Source organism: Sporosarcina obsidiansis (genome assembly GCF_009651005.1).
Classification (GTDB): Bacteria; Bacillota; Bacilli; order Bacillales_A; family Planococcaceae; genus Sporosarcina; species Sporosarcina obsidiansis.
The window spans coordinates 60,852-81,083 of the sequence record NZ_WHVW01000010.1 but is presented as its reverse complement, the minus strand read 5'-3'; the positions used below and the strand labels follow the sequence as shown (position 1 = coordinate 81,083).

The window sequence follows — 20,232 nt, the reverse complement described above, 5'->3', positions numbered from 1 at the left end:
TTTAGCCCAGTTTTTTCTTTAAAGCAATAGAATGACTTCACCACAGTTGGTGAAGTCATTGGTCTTTGTCTTTTTTCATTTCATTCAACAGAGCAGTTAGGCTGATAAAGAGTTCGCGGTCTCCACGGTCTAGCGCCTCATCAATCCTCTTTAACAACATATCATTTGTAGTGAGGGTGAAACTTTCTTCTAACAAACGCTCAGCTATTTCTTGATCTTTCTTCTTCGTTAGAAGGTCTTCAGGCAAATATGGATTTTCTTCTGCAACGCTCGCATACTCTGGACATTTATTGCTATTCCTGAAATTCAATTGAATGAACATTTTTTCATCAGGATGCAACCGCAAGTCGTGAAATGATTTTTCAGCATCTGCAGTCATTAAATTTCCTTTGTAAAATCGAAATGGGATACTGTCTACTTCTGTGGTAGAAATAATCATTGCCCGTGGACAGTGATGAGCTTCGTCTGTAAAGTGAACATTGGTCAATAAATGCTCATTGCTAAGAAGATAATTTAAAATCCATACACATTCCCGCCGCTTCAATCTATAGCGTTTTAAAAACCACCGCAAAAAATCTTTCTTGGCGGTTACAGGAACCATGGCTTTCATTTCACACCTCCTCTTCAGATTGCGCTTCTAAATAAGCCGTCCACTCTTCTGCTTGCGGAGCGTTTTTGACTAGTTGTCGAATCACTTGAAGCGCATCAGACTGTTTGCCTTCCTCCAGTAAAAATTTCGCGTAACTGTCTAAAAAGCCGGCATCTTCAGTCATCCCATCATATGCTTTCACATACATTTCATATGCCTCTTTATAAGCATCCGTACGTTCATAGGCATACGCGAGAAAAGCATGGAGTAACGGAATCTCCAACTGATCTGCTTCTGTATACGTTAACAGCTCAATCAACAGCTCATCTTCTTCCTGTTGATCATACAATGAAGCGAGCGTCACAAGGGCATCGATATATTCAGGATCCAGAACGAGCGCCTCTTTAAGATAGCGTTCTGCGACATCAGGTTGTTGAAGCTTCAGAGCAGCCTTTCCTGCCGCAAGTTGAAGCTCTTTATCAAACGTATCTCGTTCGATCCCTTTCTTGAATAGTTCAAGCGCTTTGCTATCCTCATTTAGCTGAGCATAGCTTTGTCCTGCCAGCATATAGGCAGAGAAATAATCGGGATCCATCTCCAATAATTGTTCCAATCGGCTAAGGGCGTCCGTGTACCGCTCCGTCTGGTAATACGCTAGCCCTAATCCAAATAACTCTTCAGGATTGGTTTCCTGATGTAATAATTCCTCGTAGTAAGGGATCGCTTCCTCGTACGCTGCTCCAGCACTATATGCTTCTGCAAGGCGAGAGGATAAACGGACACCAGCGAGTTCATCACTAGTCTCATGTAGTTTCTTATAAAGCCTCACCGCTTCACTATATCTGCCGGAATCCAACAATAATTCTGCTTGCGCTAGCTGGATCACAGGTTCATGTGGCGCAAGTGTACCGGCTTCACGCACTTTGGCAAGAGCAGTTTCTGCCAGACCCACCATTTGATAATAATCAGCTTGAGCCAAGAGAGCTTGAACATATTCCTCTTCGTCCGGCTCAATTTCAGTCAATAAAAGCAATGCTTCGTCTTCTTCACCTAGTTCAAGCAAGGTAGAAGAACGATCAATTTTCAGTTGTGCTTCATCGGGAAAAACACCTAGCAAATGAGAGAAAATCTCATCCGCCTGTCCGATAAAACCATACTCGATCAATAGATTGGCAACATCGTACAGTACATCATATTCTTCAGTGGATTGAAGATTTTTTATCCTATCATTTAGGGCATCTAGGTCCCCATCCAATAAAACTTGTTCCACATCTTGCAATATATTCATGTTTTCACCTGAACTTTCTATTGTATTTCTTCACTCACTAGATCCGAAAGATCCTCGAAGAAACGTGGATAAGATATGGCGATACATGATGGATTTTCAATATGAACAGGTTCAGAAGTAATCAAGCCTGCGATGGCTGCCATCATTCCAAGACGATGGTCTCCATAGGATTGAAGCGTACCACCTGACAATGGTGTAGGTCCTGTAATGATCATGCCATCCGGTGTGGTTTCAATAGTGGCTCCAAGTTTCCGAAGTTCTGTTGCAACGGCTTCTATGCGATCGGTTTCTTTGACACGTAATTCCTCCGCATCCCTTATGATGGTTGTTCCCTCCGCTTGTGTAGCCAATAATGCCAAAACAGGAAGCTCGTCAATCAATCTAGGAATTAGCTCTCCGCCAATTTCCGTAGCTTGTAACGTGGAATGAGAAATTTGAATGGTGCCATAGCGCTCACCTGAAAAACCATGCTCTTCCAACTGTTTCATGCTCACACCCATCGCTTCCAATACATCCAGTATGCCTGTTCGAGTTGGATTCAATCCTACCTTTTCGAAAGTGACAACACTATCTTTCACCATTGCAGCCGCCACCATGAAAAAGGCTGCGGATGAAATATCTCCAGGCACGACTACATCCGTACCAGTCAATTTCTGTCCACCTGCTATACGAATCGTTTTCCCCTCTTGCGTAAGTTGAGCACCAAACTGCATCAGCATTCGCTCTGTATGATCCCTCGAAACAGAAATTTCCGTAACAGACGTCTCTCCTTCACCATGGAGTCCCGCCAACAACACCGCAGATTTCACTTGTGCACTGGCGACAGGCATTTGGTAATCAATCGCCTTCAATGTAGTTCCTTCCACTGTAAGAGGTAAAAAGTCATCATGTTCATCACTAGTAATTTTAGCGCCCATTAACCCTAATGGTCCAGTCACACGTTTCATTGGACGTTTGGATAAATATTGATCTCCACACATTTTGGAAGTAACCGAAGATCCAGATAAAATGCCAAGCATTAAACGTGCAGTAGTTCCTGAATTGCCTGCGTCGAGTGTTTCGGTTGGTGTTTGCCAATTTGCAATCCCTGGACTTTCCACTACCACATCGGTACCTTTTCGTGTAATCGTCACGCCGAGTTTTCGAAACATATCAATCGTGCTTAAACAATCTTCTCCATCCAAAAAACCTGAGATCGTTGTTTTGCCTTCTGCTATGGAACCAAGCATGACGGCACGATGAGAAATCGATTTATCTCCCGGTACTTGTATAGTTCCACGGAGGACAGGCCGTTCAAATGAAACTGTCTTCTGTTCTGACATCTCGCTCTCCTCCTATCAAAGTACGTGCATAGAATAATCCGTTTCCTGTGTCAGCACTTGTCGCGCACGCTTTCGCTCAGCTGCCGATTGAAAACTGACTACTAAAATTCCATATACATCTGTCCGTGTCTCGACGATTCGGATATTTGTCAAACTGATATTTGCATCTGCCAGGATTTTCGTAATTTCTGAAATGACTCCTGGATGGTCAGGTACATCAATATGTAAATCAAATGTCATATACAGCGCACCCTGAATAGCTCCTTCATATGTGGAAGGCAATCGATCCCTATAGGTTTTAGCTTGAGAAAAAAAGTCGAAAATTTGATTCGGATTATTTTCAATCAGCATATTACGGATATTACTCATTTCATCCAACCAACCATCCACTTGCGACAGCAGTTCATCTCTATTTTGAATCGTAATATCACGCCACATGACCGGATCTGCCGAAGCGATTCGAGTCAAATCTCGAAATCCACCTGCTGCCAGCTTTTTAACAAAAGGCTGACCTTCTTCTTGAGCAGCCAAACGGCCAACCAAAGAAGATGCAACTAAGTGCGGAAAATGACTAATAATGGCTGTCATTCGATCATGCTCCTCTGCCTGAAGCACAATAAGTTTCGCTTTGGTCGATTCAAGCAATGTTTCCAGAAGTGAGATTTGCTCTTCAGTCGTTGTTTCACTCGGAGTTAAAATATAGTAGGCATTTTCAAAGAGATGTTCCATTGCTGCCGAAACTCCACTTTTATGTGAACCCGCCATTGGATGGCCACCGATAAACGTGATGCTTTTTTCCTGAAGACTCTTAGCAGCCTCCATAATCGGTTTTTTGGTACTTCCCGTATCCGTTACAATGGCATGTTTTTTGAACTCCCAATTAATAGCCTCTTCAAAAAGCGTTACTGTTGTATTAACCGGTGTTGCAAAAATAACAAAGTCAGCCTGCTCGCAGGCTGATTTAGCGGAAGGGGCAATTGTGTCAATGATGCCTCTTCGAAACGCCTCGTCTGCGGTTGCATAGGAGCGATCAAAACCGATAAGGTGAACATTCGGATTTCTTTTTAATGCAAGACCGAGGGATCCTCCGATCAATCCCAGTCCTATTATGCTAACAGTCGTTTTCATCATCATCTATCCTTATTTGTTAGTTAGTAGTTGATCGAACGCTTCAAAAAAGCCCGTGTTTTGCTGCTCTGTCCCAACTGTGATACGAACATATCCCGGTGTACCGAGCAAGTTGCCGCTTCGGACAATATATCCATGTTGTAACAGACGTTCGCATGCTTCATCAGCATCCATGGGAACTTCCATTAATACAAAGTTCGTTTCTGAGGGGTAGATCGATAAAGAATTTTTCGCTGCATATGCTGCAAACCGTTTCCGTTGCTCATGATTTTTCGTAACACAATCTTGAAGAAACTGTTGATCCTCTAGTGCTACTTCTGCCACAGCAAGAGCCAACGTATTATTATTAAATGGATTACGCACTTTGTTTAATTCCGCCATATTCTCTTTGTTTGTCACACCATAACCTAGACGGAAACTAGCTAACCCGTAAGCTTTAGAAAACGTTCGCAACACGATCAAATTATCATAGTCATGTATCCAATTTATCGCATCTTCTTGCTCCGGCTTCGTCACATATTCAAAATACGCTTCATCTAACACAACTAAAGCTGTTTTAGGAGCTCGATCTAAGAAGTCTTTAATGTTTTTGCTTGTTAGTAGATTGCCTGTAGGATTATTCGGGTTACATATCCAAATAATAGCGGTCTGATCATCGGCAACCTTTAAAAAGCCTTCCAGATCGTGATCGCCATTTTCAAGCATAGGTACTTCTCGTATTTCAGCACCTTCAATTTTTGCATTATGTGCGTATTGGGGGAACGTGACGGAAGCCATTACGGTGTTGGTACCTGGTTGCAAAAGTGCTCTTGAAATCATCGTCACCATTTCGTCAGAACCATTACCAAATAAGATTTCATATGGATCTACCTGATGATATTCTGCTAGCTTCGTACGCAATCCTGCTGTAAATGCATCGGGGTAGATTTCAAATTGATCTGCTTTAGATTGTAAATAGTCCGTAACTGCTGGCGATGAGCCATATGGATTTTCATTTGACGCTAGCTTATTTACGTCCTGAAGTCCGTATGTCCGTTTCACTTCGGCAATCGAACGACCAGGAGTATAAGGTTTCATAGTTGCTAAAATCGGCTTCCAATACATTGGGGTCCCCTCCGTTATCATAATTCTTTATTTTTGTAAATCAGGGCGTAATTGAATCGCGTTCTTTTGATAAACATGCTGTATTTCATTTTGCTTTATAGATGTGTTGACATTCATCATGACGCGAATGCATTTACGCATAGAACCAGGTACATCGATCTCATGTGTGCACATGACAGGTACATACGTCCAGCCTTCAATTGAACGGATTGCTCTTGCAGGAAATGCCGCTTTGACATCCACTGTTGTGGAGACAATGACTGAGACAATATCTTCCGGCTTAAATTGATTCACTTTCGCCATCTCCAACACAAGCTCCTCTGTTGCCAATAAAATTTCCTGTGCTTCATCTTTCTCTACCGTCGTTGCACCTCGGACTCCTCTGACACTCACACAATCTCCTCGCTTTCTAGCTTCTGCTTAAATAGTTCAAACACTTCCTGACATTCTTCTGTACTAATTTCCTGTACAAATGGCTGCCCTAGTTGCTTAAGCAGGACAAAATTCATTTTTCCAAAAGACGCCTTTTTATCTTTCTGCATATAGGACAATAGTTCATTAAAACTGTATGAAAAAACAGGATCAAATGTATAGCCATTACGCTTCGCAAAATGTAAATAGCGATCCGTAAAATTTTCAGGTAACTCGCCGTATCTTTCGCTTAGAAGGAATGCATATCCCATACCGATGATTACACACTCTCCATGACGTAGACTGCCGAACCCAGATGCGGCTTCTACAGCATGGCCAAACGTATGTCCAAAGTTCAAAAACTTTCGGGTAGAATGTTCAAATTCATCTTCTCCGACGATTTGTGCTTTGACCTTGATCCCTTGCAACAATTCTGTTTCCAACCATTTTATAGAGGGAGAAGTAAATTGATCCTCAACAAGTAAACGCTCCGTCCAGCTAGCATCTGAAATAAACGCATGTTTAATCAATTCTGCCATCCCCGAGCGCATTTCAGAAGCCGGCAGTGTCTTGAATACATCTGTATCAAACAAGACGGCAACTGGTTGATGAAAGGAACCGACCATATTCTTCCCTTCCGGCATGTTAATCGCCGTCTTACCTCCCACTGCACTATCATGAGCCAATACCGTTGTCGGACATTGAATAAAGCGAATACCTCTCATGAACGTAGCCGCTACAAAACCAGTCAAATCTCCACAAGCACCACCACCGAAAGCAATGAGAAGGGAGTTGCGTGTAAATCCTTCTTTTAGAAGAAAGGACTGACAATCCGTATAAACTTCTGGTACTTTACAACTTTCTCCGCCAGGCACGATTTTCACCGACACTTCACGTTCCGTATGAGCTAACGCTTCTTGTAATAACGGAAGATGCAGTTCAGCGACATGAGCATCTGCAATAATCCCAATGCGATCAGTACTTTTGATCAACTCAGCATATTCTGTCGCAAATACTTTATACGTACCAGAACCGATATAGACATCGTATTGGTGATCATGGACGGACACTGTTAACTTTTCCATCTTAATACTCCTTTACATACTGTCTATATTGCTCGATATCCCTTTGTAAACCATCCATTGTATCCGCACGGAATTCTTCCATAATCGCTTTTGCCATTTCAGTCGCAATCACATGCTCTGCGACAACGGATGCTGCAGGCACTGCACAAGGATCAGATCGCTCGATTGTCGCAACAAACGGCTCCTTCGTGTCAATATCTACACTCTCCAAAGGTTTGTATAACGTAGGGATCGGCTTCATCACGCCTCTTATCACAATTGGCATTCCAGTTGTCATTCCGCCTTCCAGACCACCTAAGCGATTGGACTTGCGATAATATCCTTGCTCCTTGTCCCAACTAATCTCATCATGAACTTCACTTCCTGGCATTCTTGCCATGTCAAAACCTAAACCGACTTCTACGCCTTTGAATGCATTAATACTCATCATAGCACCAGCTAGCTTACCATCCATTTTTCTATCAAACTGTACATAGCTTCCTATACCTGGAGGACAGCCTTCGATAATGACCTCCACTACACCACCAAGTGTGTCGCCACGCTTCTTGATGTCATCAATAGCTTCCGTCATTTTGACTGAAGCTACTCGGTCAGCGCAGTACACACCATCTTCCTCGATCGTTTGGCGTAGTTCTTCAATGGTTAAGTTTGCATAGGTTGAAGGATCTGTTTGTATTCCACCAATTTCCGTCACATGCGCTACCGTTTCAATACCTAATTGACGTAAAAACTGCTTGGCCACTGCACCAATCGCAACTCTCATCGTCGTTTCACGTGCAGATGAGCGTTCTAAGACATTTCGCAAATCGCGATGGCCATATTTCATGCCACCTACTAAATCTGCATGACCAGGTCGCGGTCTCGTTATTTGGCGTTTCACGTCTTCTGGATTCACATCTTCCCCTAAAGGTTCTACACCCATAATCCCTGTCCAATGTTTCCAATCATCATTTACGACTGTAAGCGTAACAGGTGAACCGATTGTCTTACCGTGTCGTACGCCTGATGAAATTTCCACACGGTCTTTTTCAATCTGCATTCTTCGTCCTCTTCCGTGACCACCTTGTCTTCTTTTCAATTCCTTATTAATCATCTCGGCTGTCAATTCCATTTGTGCAGGTAATCCTTCTATGATGGCTGTCAGTTGCGGACCATGTGATTCTCCAGCTGTAATATACCGCATGTTCAGTTCCCTCCTTGAATTCTCTATTATTTCTTCCGATAAAAAAATGTATCCATTGATTCGAAACCATATTTTTCCGGGTTGAAGATTTGTTCAGTACTTCCGACAAATAACACTCCACCCGGCTTAAGTGCTATGGAAAAGTTCGTGTAAATCTTATCTTTCGCTTCTTCTGTAAAATAAATCATGACATTCCGACAAACAATTAGATCATAATTCGAATCGTAACGATCTTCCAACAAATTATGCTGTTTGAACGTGACGGTTTTTTTTATCTCATCAACCACTTGATAAGATTGTCCCTCTTTCACGAAATATTTATCGACAATGGGCTTTGGCACTTCTTTCAAAGAACGCTCTCCGTATAGACCTATTTTTGCGCGATCCAACACACCTATATCCAAATCGGTAGCCAAAATAGAAATATCACGCAGCGGAACATGTGAAGATTGTACCATTGCTAATGAATAGGGCTCTTCACCAGTTGAACAAGCAGCACTCCAAACTTTCAAATTTTTATTCTTCTCTAATAAATATGGCAGTATCTTTTTCTCTAACACACTCCAGCGAACTGCATTGCGGTAAAATTCAGAAACATTTATCGTCATTCGATCCAGGAATTCATCCAATAATTCCTTGTCGGATTGAATTGCTTGATAATATTCTTTAAAATCCCGAAAGCCTTTTTTTTCATACAAAGATGTCAATCTACGTTTCATTTGCGCCTCTTTATATAACGATAAGTCGATGCCGGTTTTTTGTTTAATCCCTTGAATAAATATCGAATAATCAGACATGTATTACCCCTCCCTACTGCCCTATCTTTCTATGTACGTTCCTATTATAGCGGAAAAAGCATGTCATATGTATAATCAATTGCACCTAAGCATAATTGCGTCCAGATTTTCGCCACGGTAGAAAGTCAAAATACTTTTCTACCCCGACAAGTTCAACTAACAATCTAAAAAAAAACCGATTGAAGGTTCACTAATCGAACTTCCTCGAAAAGACCTGTTACTCTCGCTGATCAGAAACTTACTGGCATTGATCCCAGCACTGATACAAGTGGGAGCCTTCTACTAAATGCAGATAAAAAAACAGCCATGCGAAATTCGCTCGGCTGTTTTTGGCGATTAGTTTATCCAGTTGTTCACTGATTTGTCATAAGTCACAAGCTCTTCTTCTTTGAAGAACAAGTTAATTTCGCGGCTTGCTGACTCAGGTGAATCTGAACCATGAATAATATTTTTGCTTACCGTTACAGCGAAGTCCCCGCGAATCGTGCCAGGAGCTGATTCTTTTGGATTCGTAGCACCCATCATTAAGCGTGCTGTAGAAATGACGTTCTCGCCTTCCCAAACCATTGCAAATACAGGTCCAGAAGTAATGAAGTCTACAAGCTCTCCAAAGAATGGGCGTTCTTTGTGCTCACCATAGTGCTGTTCAGCAAGTTCTTGAGAAATATTCATTAATTTTCCGCCAACTAACTGATAACCTTTGTCTTCGAAACGGCCAACAATTTCACCTATAAGATTACGTTGTACACCGTCTGGTTTCACCATTAAAAATGTTCTTTCCATCTGTCAAAACACTCCTTCATACGTCTGTCGGGGAATATCCCTTTTAAATCGTACCACCGTCGCCTTGTTCTTTCAACTATTAACAAGTATCGTCAATATTTTCTCTGTCCGATAAAATCTGCAATTTGAACCAGCGCTTTTTTTGACTTGCCATTTGGAAGACTTTCGAGTTCTTTCAGAGCCTTTGCCAAATATAGGTCACTAACATGCTGTGCTTTTTCAATTGCACCACTTTGTCTAATATAACGCAGCATACTTTGCCGTTCAGACTCCACCATATCACCTGTAAATGCACGTTCCATATAAGGTTGAAACTCCACATTTTCTTTTATGTATAAAATAGGCAGTGTGATATGACCATTTAATAAATCACTACCCGCCGGTTTTCCTAATTCGGCATCCGTTGATGTAATGTCGAGAATATCGTCTACAATTTGAAATGCCATTCCTGTAAAATAACCATATCTTTTAAGTTTCCGAACGGTTTCAGAATCTGCATCAGCGCTTAACGCTCCCAATTCGCAACTAGAAGCTAATAACAAAGCCGTTTTACGCTTAATTCGTTGTAAATAATCTCGTAAATTTTGATTTGTTTGTCTCTGAAAATCAATTTGGATGATTTCACCTTTACAAATTTCTAACATCGTCTCTGCCAAGATTCGATGAACAGCTTCTTTTTCAATGCTACCAATGGAAGTTAGCGCGCGAGAAAAGATAAAATCACCAGCATACATGGCAACTCGGTTATTCCACTTTGCCTTGACAGTCTCTAAGCCCCGTCTCATATTTGAATCATCAATGACATCATCATGTACAAGTGATGCCATATGGATCAATTCAAGCGACACAGCGACTTTTGAGGCGTTTTCAAGGGAGTAGTGACCGAATTGCGCTGCCAAAATGACAAAAATCGGGCGAATTCTTTTCCCACCAGCTTTTAATAAATGCAAAGATGCTTGACGGACAATGGGAGAAGAAGATTGCACGGAACGCTCAAGCTCTTTTTCAATATAGGACACGTCTTTACGAAAATCCGTATAAAGTGACATCAACTTAATTTTTTCCAACCCCATTACCTTCTCCCGTGTACTCATTATTTGTATGCAATATGGCCCGCCGCCGCACCGCCACTGTATGCCTTGTATGAAACTTCTTGATAGCCCGCATCAACAAATAGCTGCGCAAGCTCTTTCATTCCCGGAAAATCATTTGCCGATTCCTGAAGCCACGAATATTCTTTATAGCTTTTCGCGAAAAGCTTCCCAAATAACGGCATGACATATTTAAAATAAAAGCGAAACGCCTGGCGATAGACGGGTATTTTAGACTGAGATGTTTCTAGGCATACCGCCATTCCACCTGGTTTTAGCACTCGGTGCATTTCTTTCAGGACAGTAAGATAGTCCGGAACATTACGCAAGCCGAATCCTATCGTTACATAATCGAATGAATTGTCATCAAATGGAAGAGACATCGCATTTCCTTGTAGCAGCGTCAGATTTGGATAAGATGCGGTTTTCGTTCTTGCAGAATCCAGCATATTTGCGCTGAAGTCAAGACCCACTACTTCACCAGTTGGTCCTGCTGCTTCAGCCAGTGCCACTGTCCAATCGCCCGTGCCACAACATACATCCAATGCTTTAGCACCAGGCTGTACGTTCATTCGGGTCATTATGTCATTGCGCCATTTAATATGTTGATTGAAACTGATTACGGAATTCATTTTATCATAGTCCGTTGAAATTTTTTCAAAGACATTATGAACTCTTTCTTCTTTTGAAACCGCCATAACCTGACCCTTCTTTCTAAATCAGTTTGCTAACCCCTTGCTCCGTCAGACTCAGTAATTCGTCTACTAGGGGTTTATGTAAATAAAAACTGTTCTGTAATCTGCTGTGCAAATTATCCCTTAATAGTTCAATCCATTCTTCCGTATCACTCGTATTGGGAGCTAGATGCGGAAATTTCATGTTGCACAAATCATTTTGCTTACTTTGAATTAACCAAAGTAAAGGAAAAGCTATTTCAACAATGGCGATATACCGAGTAAAATCAAACGTTTGATAAAATTCCAGTATACAACCACTCTCTACTTCGCCGATCATTTGCAACCGGTCCTTTAAAGAGTCTGGAGGTGCTTGCAACAGAGTCGTTTTGCTTTCATTGATCTTACCGATCGCAGTGGATAAAGAACGTATAAGATGGAAGTTTGGAATGGAAGCCAATAACTTATAATGGATTCCACTAAAGTGATCACCGGCGAGCACCATTAATTGCTGTTCCTTTGAAGAAGCGTCAGATATGTCGATTTGATCATGGATATCAAAGGCCATATGTATGGCTCCAATTGCTAAGGCTGCGCTATGCATTTCATCGGTCCACTGTTCCCCATTCAATAAAGGTAACAAAAGTAAAAACGCCTTTTGTCTATCAATCGGAGCATGTCCTGCATCTCGCTCGACAATGGGTTGATAAATAGCACTTCGCAAGTTTTGTATATAATTGTCGACTTGATCAGTGAATCCTTTTGTATCCATCAGTATGCTCCATTCCCATCAACCTTAAATTGCCGGTCATTCTTTTTCTTCGCTCGAAATTACTCCATGAGCTGTGTGAATTTCCGCCTCACCTCGAATTTTCATGGCAGACGTATGCTCGGTAAACTGAGCGATCATTACCTCTCCGCGATCTAACTTCTCGGTATGGTGAAACTTTGTATCATTGCCTCTCGTCAAACCAATGACATTCACTCCATCTTTTTTCGCTTTAATTATTAGATAATCAGGTTGTGTCATCCTTTCATCTCCAGTCTCTATATGGTCTTAATAATAGCATATAAATCGAGCGCTCCGCAAAGACCTCAATTCGTTTTAACAAGAGATAGAATTTCTGCCCGCTTCACGTCATCATGTTCATAAATTCCCCTAGCAACTGTTGTAATCGTCTTAGAGCCAGGTTTTTTAATTCCTCTCATCGTCATACACATATGCTCGGCTTCAATGATGACATAGACACCGATAGGATTTAGCATTTCCATCATAGCATCTGCAACCGTTGACGTAATGCGTTCCTGCAGTTGTGGACGTCGGGCTGTTGTCTCGACTGCTCTGGCCAGCTTACTCAATCCTGCAACTACACCATCTCGTGGAATATACGCTACATGGGCTAAACCGAAGAAAGGAACTAAATGGTGTTCACACATGGAGTAAAATGGAATATCTTTCACTAAGACAACTTCGTTATGGTTTTCATGAAAAACAACTTCAAAATATTCCTTCGGGTCCTTGTTTAATCCTTCAAATACTTCATTATACATTTTGGCGACACGCTTAGGCGTATCAAGTAAGCCTTCGCGATTTGGATCTTCCCCAATCGCTTCTAATATCATCTTGACTGCTTGTTCTATTTTATTAATATCTTGCTCATTCATCACAGCATGTCCTCCTTGTAGGAACAAAACCTATTTCACCAAAATAGTAGCATATTCCACCCATTCCGTACAGTTAGGGTACTTCGTTATGTAGTGAGTTCTCAAATGTAAAGGAGTCCATCCATTGGCATCTGGTTGACAGATTCGCTGGACGGACTCCTATGTAAAATCTCGAATTATTTTACTGCGTCTTTTAGTGCTTTACCCGCTTTAAAAGCTGGAACTTTACTTGCAGCGATTTCGATCTCTTCACCCGATTGTGGATTACGACCTTTACGGGCAGCGCGTTCACGAACTTCAAAGTTTCCGAAACCAATCAATTGAACTTTATCACCGTTAGCAAGAGTCGATTGAATTGTATCGAATACAGCTTCAACAGCTTTAGTTGCGTCTTTTTTAGTTAGACCTGCCGCTTCTGCTACAGAGTTAATTAATTCTGTTTTATTCACACCGTTCACCTCCTCTCAAAGGGGGATGCTATTGCTGTTAACACTGTAAAAAGAGTAACATAAGAAAAACGGTGGTGCAACAATATTATCGCGCTTTCCCTTTATAAACAGCTTTTCTGTAGTTTTAATGTTAAAACCATAGAAAAAAGACCCGTTTTACGGATCTTTCCCTGACAATATAAGTTAAACGATAAATGTGATCATCCCTTTATTCCCGTCATTCACCATCTGCTCAATTGTTTCACGCAAACGTTTTCTGGCATTATCTGGTACAGCTGCCGTCTTGAAACGAATACTTTCTTTCATTACTTCATGAAGCGGCGTTCCAAATAATTGTGTTTCCCATAACGCATCTCGGTCATGTAAATACGCATTTTTCAATTCCTTAAGTAAATGATGACTATGGAACTCTGAACCGATTAGTGGAGAAAACTCTGCTTCCATGTCGATCCGTATAATATGCAACGAAGGCGCTTTCGCTTTCATTCTAACCCCATAGAATGTATCCTGCTTAATTAGCTCTGGCGGTGTCGGCTGGAAATCCGCTATCGTCGGAAGAGCGACTCCGTAACCAGACTGTTTAGCTGTATCAATTGCTTCAGCATACATATCATAGGACTTTTTAGCTTTCACTGCTTCCTTAATAAATACGAGCCAGTCTTTTTTCGACCGCATCTCTTTGCCCATAAACTCTTCACATACCGCTATATATGCTCGTTCATCCATATCTATATTAACAATGGCCTTCCCTTTACCCGCATCGACCTCTACTACGTCTGCCTGTCGTACAAATTCCTCTTCTTGTAATAATTCAGCTATCTCCTGCACTTTTCGTATTTTCGAGACACCTAAGAAACCGTCTTTAATGACATGATCAATTCTAGCGTTCAGTTTATGATCGTCACCTAGCTCCTCCATCCAGTCTGGACGTTGTAACTCGATATCCGTAATCGGGAACTCATAGAGTGCTTCCTTTAAGATCAGCTGGATTTCCTGTGCGTTCAGTTGATCTGCACTAATCGCAATGACAGGAACACCATACTTCTCATGTAACTGCTGTTTCAAGTCTAGCGCTCTCTCATGTGCAGGCATTTTAGAATTCAACACAATAACGAATGGCTTACCGATTTCCTGAAGTTTGGAAACAATCTCACTTTCAGCTACCTCTGCAGCAGAGCGTGAAATATTATTTACTGTCCCATCAGTTGTTAGCAAAATTCCAATCGTGGAATGATCTCTAATCACTTTGTCAGTACCAATTCGCGCTGCTTCTTCAAATGGTATTGGTTCATTGTGCCAAGGCGTATGAACATATTTAGGGCCTTCCTCATCTTCATAACCTTTTACTCCATCGATCACATAGCCTACACAATCCGCGAGACGAATCTGAAATGCCAACTCCCCTTCGCCAATCGATACGTTCGTGCCTTGAGCTGGCACAAACTTTGGTTCTGCCGTCATTATCACCGGACCAGGGGAACTTTGAGGCAGCTCATCTTGCGCTCGTACGCGATCGTTCGCATCGGTCATATTCGGTATCACAACTTCTTCCATGACTCGTTTAACAAATGTGGATTTTCCAACACGAACAGGGCCAACCACACCTATATAAATATCGCCATCTGTTCTTCTAGCTAAGTTTTCATATAATTCTTCTTTCATCTTTCGCCCTCCTTTTTCTCCGCATAGTAGTTTATGAAATAGAAAAACGTTTCATGCATAAAGCATGAAACGTTTTATAGTTCAGTAAGCTACCATACTTCCGAGTGGAGAGTAACCTTTAATTTCCGTTCCGTGTGGACACTAGTGAATGAGCAACTTCGGTAATCGACCAAAGTCCTGAGACAATTAGCATCCGTTGTTAGCCGACTCATAGCTGGAGACAATCCCTCAACACGCATATGTAACTAGACGCTTTACTGCATGAAAATTACTTCTTCATAAATACAGGCTCATTCGCTTCGTTCACAGTATACGGAAGTGAATAAGCGGGTAGAATAGGTGAGTTCTCAGATAGTAAGTATCTGATGTCCACTCCCTGCTCAATCTCCGGTTTTTCTTCCATTAAAATTTTATTCAAGTCTATAGAATAATCTACATAGAAATTACCATCTCCAGCGACAACGATTGGTAAATGGGCATTTGAGTAAGGGCTTTCGACTGTTAACGGCTCTTTGAAGCCCATTTTTTTAAAGTCTACTTCATAGACATTCTCGCCTACTGGATCTAGGAATGGTAAGTTTCCGTTAATGAATTTACGCAAATTTAAGTCACGTAATTTCTCAGCAATTCGTAAGTCTACTAGCTTTACAGTCGGATTCTCTTCCACGTCAATCAGCACATACTGGAAGATCCCCCCATTTTCAAATGCGTTGGACGGAATTTTCTCCGTATGGTCAGGAACTATCTTCGAAAATTCAATTGGATATTTGATATATTGATCAATTTCCATATCACGCGTCTTAATTGGTAATAATCCACCTGATTGCTCTTGGAATCTCTCAACCGCTTTTTGGATCGTTTCTAGCTGATCAGGGTATGGGGTCTCACTTGCTTGTTTTTCATCAGGTGGACGCGACAAGCAACCCGATAACAGTAAACTAACACATAACATAACTGATAGTACGATTAACCGTTTATTCATAGGTTACGCTCCTCCAGTCGGTCCATTAAATACTAAATAGACCATCGCAAAGAACGAAGTAATTAATAACGTATAGGCTATAATCGCGAATAGGACTTTAATTAGGCGATTTTTCAACTTATATCGACTTGCATAGATCAAGCCCATTGAAATCACCATAAAACCCATCGCATAAAAAGACAGCCACATTTTATCTAACGAGGACAAAATTGTCACCTTCCTACTGTTTATATATCACCGAAGAACATGTCTATTTCTTGTTTCTTTCCGCGACTCATCAATTGGTCGACCGCTTGCTTTGGCGGAATCTCCTGAAATAAAATGGAGTATAATGCTTCTGTTAAAGGCATAGTTGTCTCAAAATGTTCTGCCAACTGATAGGCCGCCTTGGTTGTACGGACACCTTCAATCACCATTCCCATTTCGCGAGTCACCTTGTCCAGTGACTGACCTTTTCCAAGGCGATTTCCAGCCTTCCAATTACGGGAGTGAACACTCGTACAAGTGACGACAAGATCACCGAGTCCTGTCAACCCAGAGAAGGTTTCTTGTTCCGCTCCCATTTGCACACCAAGTCTCGTGATCTCTGCTAAGCCCCTTGTAATGAGAGCAGCTTTCGCATTATCTCCGTAACCAAGTCCGTCTGAAATACCCGCAGCTAGCGCAATGACATTTTTCAATGCACCACCAAGCTCAACGCCTACTACATCCGTGTTTGTATAAACTCGAAAATAATTATTCATAAATAAATCCTGTACTCGTTCTGCTTCTTTCATATTGCAAGAAGCAACCGCTACAGTTGTTGGATGACGGAGTACTACCTCTTCCGCATGGCTGGGACCTGATAAGACGACAATTGCCGTGCGAAGCGATTCATCCACTTCTTCTTCGATGATTTCAGAGATACGTTTTAATGAATCAGGTTCGATCCCTTTTGAGACATGAACAAATAATGTAGGTGTTTTCAGCTCGTTCTGGATCTTTTTACAAGTTTCACGCATGGCGACTGTAGGTACAGCAAGAATAATAACATTCGCATGCTGTACCGCTTCAGCCAAAACACTAGTAGAAGTAAGGTTTTCAGGCAGAATCACATCGGGTAAATATTGGTTGTTCGTATGCTGAGTATTTATTTCCTCGACTTGTTCTGCACGTCTTGTCCAAACCAAGCTATCATGTCCGTTTTCAGCCAACACAAAACCAAGCGCTGTCCCCCAACTTCCTGCTCCCACAATCGTGACTTTTTCCATTACCTGCACCCTTTCTTATATCATACTTAGCTTCTTGCTCGTGTAATCAAGCGGATTGGCGTGCCTTCAAAACCAAATGCTTCCCGCAATCTATTTTGTAAAAAGCGTTCATAAGAAAAATGCATGAGCGTTGGTTCGTTGACGAATATCACAAAAGTAGGTGGCTGAATTGCCACTTGCGTCGCATAATAAATCCGTAAACGACGGCCTTTATCTGAAGGGGCAGGGTTTCTAGCCACTGCATCCTCAATGACTTCGTTCAAGACACTCGATTGAATACGCAATGCGTGATTTTCACTAATCATTTGTATGTTCGGGATGAGTGTATGCACACGTTGTTTCGTTTCGGCTGATACAAAGTGAATCGGTGCATAGTCTAGAAAACGGAACTGGTCTCTGATGTCATCGATAAAGTTATTCATCGTCTTATCATCTTTTTCTAGCGTGTCCCATTTATTAACAACGAACATAACGCCTTTACCAGCTTCTTCTGCAAAACCTGCCACTCGCTTATCTTGCTCACGAATACCCTCTTCAGCATTCAAAACGATTAATACAACGTCCGAGCGGTCAATCGCTTTTAACGCACGCAAAACACTATATTTCTCCGTATTCTCATACACTTTACCTTTTTTACGCATACCAGCCGTATCGATGATCTTATATTCTTGACCATCTACTACTTTCACGGAGTCAATTGCATCTGTTGTAGTTCCCGCGATATTACTTACAATCACGCGGTCTTCTCCTAACAACGCATTAACAAGTGACGATTTCCCAACATTTGGACGTCCAATCAAACAGAATTTGATGGAATCATCATCGTCTTCTTCTAAATCCATTTGTTTAAAGCTTTCAGCGACTGCATCCAGTAAGTCTCCAAGCCCCAAACCGTGTGATCCAGAAATCGGGTATGGCTCGCCAAAACCAAGAGAATAGAAATCATAAATCATTTCTCTCATCTCCGGATTATCGACTTTATTAACTGCCAAAACGATGGGCTTCTTTGTTTTATAAAGCATTCGCGCAACTTGCTCGTCTGCATCCGTAACACCATCACGGCCATTTGTTAAAAAGATGATGACATCTGCTTCATCGATAGCAATTTCAGCCTGTGCACGTATCTGTTCGAGTAATGGCTCATCACCAAGGTCGATTCCACCTGTATCGATTAAGTTAAATTCATAATTCAGCCAATCAGCTGCGCTGTATATACGATCTCGCGTTACACCTGAGACATCTTCTACGATAGAAATACGTTCGCCCACAATTCGGTTAAATATAGTTGATTTCCCTACGTTTGGTCTTCCTACGATTGCTACTGTTGGTTTTTTCATTTGTTTCATTACACCCTTCCGGACTATCTTTGAATATTATACACAAAAAGAATGATGATGCATATGAAAGCATCATCATTCCGGTTACCCTTATTGTATAAGTTGTTGTCATTTATACTTTATTATTCACATATAAGCTTAAGTACCGTTTATTTTCGTTGCAGTTGGACGCTTTACATTACAATCAATTAAACAGTGCCCTAACATAATAAAAATAGGCAAGTATATTTTTCAAAGAAATTATTCCTTAAATTTCTTTAGTTGATCACCGATGACGTCACCGAATGAGAAACCAGTTGTTTCTTCCGGCATTTCATAGCTGAAGTTTTCCTCACGCGTTTCTTCTGGTTTATCTAGTAAATCTTTAATACTTAATGAAATACGCTTTTCAGAAGGCGTCACGTCTAGCACTTTTACTTGTACTGTCTGACCTTCTTCGAGAACTTCATGCGGTGTACCAATATGAGTATGCGCGATTCGAGAAATATGAACTAGTCCTTCTACGCCCGGGAAGATTTCTACAAACGCTCCATAAGCAACAAGACGCTTGACTGTTCCCTCTAATACAGAACCAATCGGAGCTTGTTCTTCGATGTTCTCCCAAGGTCCAGGTAATGTGTCTTTGATGGATAAGGATACGCGTTCTGCATCACGATCAACGGACAGTACTTTGACTTTGATTTGGTCTCCTTCTTTCAACACATCAGAGACGCTGTCAATATGCCCATGAGAAATTTGAGATATGTGGACAAGCCCATCTACGCCACCTATATCAACGAAAGCCCCAAATGAAGCGATACGCTGTACGGTACCATCTAGGACATCGCCTTCTTGAATCGTGGAAAGTGCTTCTTCTTTTTTCTTTTCATTTTGTGCTTGGACGACTGCACGGTGCGATAAGATCAAACGATTCTTTTCTTGATCCATTTCTACAATTTTAAAGGTCATCATTCGCCCTTTATAATCATCAAATGATTCCACGAAGTGATCCTCGACAAGTGAAGCCGGGATAAATCCACGGACACCTAAGTCCACAACAAGCCCACCCTTAACCACGTCTTTTACTTCTGTTTCGATAATTTCACCATTTTCAAATTGATTCTTTAATGAATCCCATGCGTTTTCTGCATCAACTTGTCGCTTAGATAATACATACGCATCGTCTTCTACTTTTGTAATAGCTAATTGTAATTCATCGCCGACCGAGACTGCATCTGCTGCTTTTTCAATATGCAAGCTGGAAAGTTCACTGATCGGAATCACGCCGTCAAAAGGAGCGCCTGCTATTTCAACAGTCACCGATTTCTCTTCAACCTTCGTCACTACACCTGTTACGTGATCACCTTCACCGTATTCTTTTACTTCATCCATATTCATCTCTTCAGTCATATGTAGTCCTCCTCCATAATGAATCTTACTTCTATAGTATTCG

The 20,232-nt window shown here is 41.5% G+C and carries 22 protein-coding genes; all 22 read right to left on the bottom strand.

The genetic code is table 11. From position 1 onward, the window contains the following. Positions 1 to 55 precede the first annotated feature (55 nt). On the bottom strand, positions 56 to 610 hold the full coding sequence (locus tag GD002_RS10005; RefSeq protein WP_153732227.1) for a ReoY family proteolytic degradation factor: 555 nt from the start codon (positions 608 to 610) through the stop codon (positions 56 to 58). A 1-nt stretch (position 611) separates the two neighbouring features. Then, complete coding sequence (locus GD002_RS10000; RefSeq protein WP_153732226.1) at positions 612 to 1,877, bottom strand: tetratricopeptide repeat protein; 1,266 nt, start codon at positions 1,875 to 1,877, stop codon at positions 612 to 614. Between the two features lie 17 nt (positions 1,878 to 1,894). Then, positions 1,895 to 3,199 (bottom strand): 3-phosphoshikimate 1-carboxyvinyltransferase, encoded by a 1,305-nt coding sequence (gene aroA / locus GD002_RS09995; RefSeq protein WP_153732225.1) that lies wholly within the window; start codon positions 3,197 to 3,199, stop codon positions 1,895 to 1,897. Between the two features lie 15 nt (positions 3,200 to 3,214). Then, positions 3,215 to 4,327, bottom strand: coding sequence for a prephenate dehydrogenase (locus GD002_RS09990; RefSeq protein ID WP_153732224.1), 1,113 nt, complete (start codon positions 4,325 to 4,327; stop codon positions 3,215 to 3,217). A 12-nt stretch (positions 4,328 to 4,339) separates the two neighbouring features. After that, the gene (hisC, locus tag GD002_RS09985; RefSeq protein ID WP_153732223.1) at positions 4,340 to 5,431 is read right to left on the bottom strand and encodes a histidinol-phosphate transaminase; all 1,092 of its coding nucleotides are present in this window, start codon (positions 5,429 to 5,431) and stop codon (positions 4,340 to 4,342) included. Between the two features lie 27 nt (positions 5,432 to 5,458). Beyond that, positions 5,459 to 5,824 carry a chorismate mutase gene (gene aroH / locus GD002_RS09980; protein ID WP_153732222.1) on the bottom strand — a complete coding sequence of 122 codons (366 nt, stop codon included), beginning with the start codon at positions 5,822 to 5,824 and terminating at the stop codon, positions 5,459 to 5,461. Next, entirely contained in the window at positions 5,821 to 6,927 is a 1,107-nt protein-coding gene (gene aroB / locus GD002_RS09975; protein WP_153732221.1) for a 3-dehydroquinate synthase, read from the bottom strand. Before aroB ends, aroH begins: the two co-directional genes overlap by 4 nt. 1 nt (position 6,928) lies before the next feature. Further along, the gene (gene aroC, locus GD002_RS09970; RefSeq protein ID WP_153732220.1) at positions 6,929 to 8,110 is read right to left on the bottom strand and encodes a chorismate synthase; all 1,182 of its coding nucleotides are present in this window, start codon (positions 8,108 to 8,110) and stop codon (positions 6,929 to 6,931) included. 26 nt (positions 8,111 to 8,136) lie between these two features. Then, entirely contained in the window at positions 8,137 to 8,907 is a 771-nt protein-coding gene (locus GD002_RS09965; protein WP_153732219.1) for a CheR family methyltransferase, read from the bottom strand. Positions 8,908 to 9,243: 336 nt separating this feature from the next. Further along, positions 9,244 to 9,690, bottom strand: coding sequence for a nucleoside-diphosphate kinase (ndk, locus tag GD002_RS09960; RefSeq protein WP_153732218.1), 447 nt, complete (start codon positions 9,688 to 9,690; stop codon positions 9,244 to 9,246). 92 nt (positions 9,691 to 9,782) lie between these two features. Beyond that, on the bottom strand, positions 9,783 to 10,757 hold the full coding sequence (locus tag GD002_RS09955) for a polyprenyl synthetase family protein (RefSeq protein ID WP_153732217.1): 975 nt from the start codon (positions 10,755 to 10,757) through the stop codon (positions 9,783 to 9,785). 26 nt (positions 10,758 to 10,783) lie between these two features. Continuing rightward, positions 10,784 to 11,479 carry a demethylmenaquinone methyltransferase gene (locus tag GD002_RS09950; RefSeq protein WP_153732216.1) on the bottom strand — a complete coding sequence of 232 codons (696 nt, stop codon included), beginning with the start codon at positions 11,477 to 11,479 and terminating at the stop codon, positions 10,784 to 10,786. A 16-nt stretch (positions 11,480 to 11,495) separates the two neighbouring features. Further along, entirely contained in the window at positions 11,496 to 12,227 is a 732-nt protein-coding gene (locus GD002_RS09945) for a heptaprenyl diphosphate synthase component 1 (protein WP_153732215.1), read from the bottom strand. A gap of 36 nt (positions 12,228 to 12,263) precedes the next feature. Further along, on the bottom strand, positions 12,264 to 12,485 hold the full coding sequence (gene mtrB / locus GD002_RS09940) for a trp RNA-binding attenuation protein MtrB (RefSeq protein WP_153732214.1): 222 nt from the start codon (positions 12,483 to 12,485) through the stop codon (positions 12,264 to 12,266). A 65-nt stretch (positions 12,486 to 12,550) separates the two neighbouring features. Beyond that, positions 12,551 to 13,120 carry a GTP cyclohydrolase I FolE gene (gene folE / locus GD002_RS09935; protein WP_153732213.1) on the bottom strand — a complete coding sequence of 190 codons (570 nt, stop codon included), beginning with the start codon at positions 13,118 to 13,120 and terminating at the stop codon, positions 12,551 to 12,553. 176 nt (positions 13,121 to 13,296) lie between these two features. After that, entirely contained in the window at positions 13,297 to 13,569 is a 273-nt protein-coding gene (locus GD002_RS09930; protein WP_037561579.1) for an HU family DNA-binding protein, read from the bottom strand. 183 nt (positions 13,570 to 13,752) lie between these two features. Next, a complete protein-coding gene (gene spoIVA / locus GD002_RS09925; RefSeq protein WP_153732212.1) occupies positions 13,753 to 15,231 on the bottom strand; it encodes a stage IV sporulation protein A in 1,479 nt (492 codons plus the stop codon). Between the two features lie 268 nt (positions 15,232 to 15,499). Further along, positions 15,500 to 16,213, bottom strand: a complete 714-nt coding sequence (locus GD002_RS09920) for a hypothetical protein (protein ID WP_153732211.1) — start codon at positions 16,211 to 16,213, stop codon at positions 15,500 to 15,502. A gap of 3 nt (positions 16,214 to 16,216) precedes the next feature. Next, positions 16,217 to 16,429: a DUF2768 domain-containing protein gene (locus GD002_RS09915; protein ID WP_408020091.1), complete on the bottom strand. Its 213-nt coding sequence runs from the start codon at positions 16,427 to 16,429 to the stop codon at positions 16,217 to 16,219. Between the two features lie 11 nt (positions 16,430 to 16,440). Next, the gene (locus GD002_RS09910) at positions 16,441 to 17,463 is read right to left on the bottom strand and encodes an NAD(P)H-dependent glycerol-3-phosphate dehydrogenase (RefSeq protein WP_153732209.1); all 1,023 of its coding nucleotides are present in this window, start codon (positions 17,461 to 17,463) and stop codon (positions 16,441 to 16,443) included. A 26-nt stretch (positions 17,464 to 17,489) separates the two neighbouring features. Continuing rightward, positions 17,490 to 18,800, bottom strand: a complete 1,311-nt coding sequence (der, locus tag GD002_RS09905; RefSeq protein ID WP_153732258.1) for a ribosome biogenesis GTPase Der — start codon at positions 18,798 to 18,800, stop codon at positions 17,490 to 17,492. A 240-nt stretch (positions 18,801 to 19,040) separates the two neighbouring features. Then, a complete protein-coding gene (gene rpsA, locus GD002_RS09900) occupies positions 19,041 to 20,189 on the bottom strand; it encodes a 30S ribosomal protein S1 (RefSeq protein ID WP_153732208.1) in 1,149 nt (382 codons plus the stop codon). Positions 20,190 to 20,232 lie beyond the last annotated feature (43 nt).

Coding starts and splice junctions, on each gene's coding strand:
- mtrB (WP_153732214.1), bottom strand. CDS start 12,485: ATGACACAACCTGATTATCTAATAATTAAAGCGAAAAAAGATGGAGTG.
- GD002_RS10005 (WP_153732227.1), bottom strand. CDS start 610: ATGAAAGCCATGGTTCCTGTAACCGCCAAGAAAGATTTTTTGCGGTGG.
- ndk (WP_153732218.1), bottom strand. CDS start 9,690: ATGGAAAGAACATTTTTAATGGTGAAACCAGACGGTGTACAACGTAAT.
- aroB (WP_153732221.1), bottom strand. CDS start 6,927: ATGGAAAAGTTAACAGTGTCCGTCCATGATCACCAATACGATGTCTAT.
- aroA (WP_153732225.1), bottom strand. CDS start 3,199: ATGTCAGAACAGAAGACAGTTTCATTTGAACGGCCTGTCCTCCGTGGA.
- rpsA (WP_153732208.1), bottom strand. CDS start 20,189: ATGACTGAAGAGATGAATATGGATGAAGTAAAAGAATACGGTGAAGGT.
- GD002_RS09950 (WP_153732216.1), bottom strand. CDS start 11,479: ATGGCGGTTTCAAAAGAAGAAAGAGTTCATAATGTCTTTGAAAAAATT.
- aroC (WP_153732220.1), bottom strand. CDS start 8,110: ATGCGGTATATTACAGCTGGAGAATCACATGGTCCGCAACTGACAGCC.
- der (WP_153732258.1), bottom strand. CDS start 18,800: ATGAAAAAACCAACAGTAGCAATCGTAGGAAGACCAAACGTAGGGAAA.
- GD002_RS10000 (WP_153732226.1), bottom strand. CDS start 1,877: ATGAATATATTGCAAGATGTGGAACAAGTTTTATTGGATGGGGACCTA.
- GD002_RS09965 (WP_153732219.1), bottom strand. CDS start 8,907: ATGTCTGATTATTCGATATTTATTCAAGGGATTAAACAAAAAACCGGC.
- GD002_RS09920 (WP_153732211.1), bottom strand. CDS start 16,213: ATGAATAAACGGTTAATCGTACTATCAGTTATGTTATGTGTTAGTTTA.
- folE (WP_153732213.1), bottom strand. CDS start 13,120: ATGAATGAGCAAGATATTAATAAAATAGAACAAGCAGTCAAGATGATA.
- GD002_RS09945 (WP_153732215.1), bottom strand. CDS start 12,227: ATGGATACAAAAGGATTCACTGATCAAGTCGACAATTATATACAAAAC.
- hisC (WP_153732223.1), bottom strand. CDS start 5,431: ATGTATTGGAAGCCGATTTTAGCAACTATGAAACCTTATACTCCTGGT.
- GD002_RS09990 (WP_153732224.1), bottom strand. CDS start 4,327: ATGAAAACGACTGTTAGCATAATAGGACTGGGATTGATCGGAGGATCC.
- spoIVA (WP_153732212.1), bottom strand. CDS start 15,231: ATGAAAGAAGAATTATATGAAAACTTAGCTAGAAGAACAGATGGCGAT.
- GD002_RS09910 (WP_153732209.1), bottom strand. CDS start 17,463: ATGGAAAAAGTCACGATTGTGGGAGCAGGAAGTTGGGGGACAGCGCTT.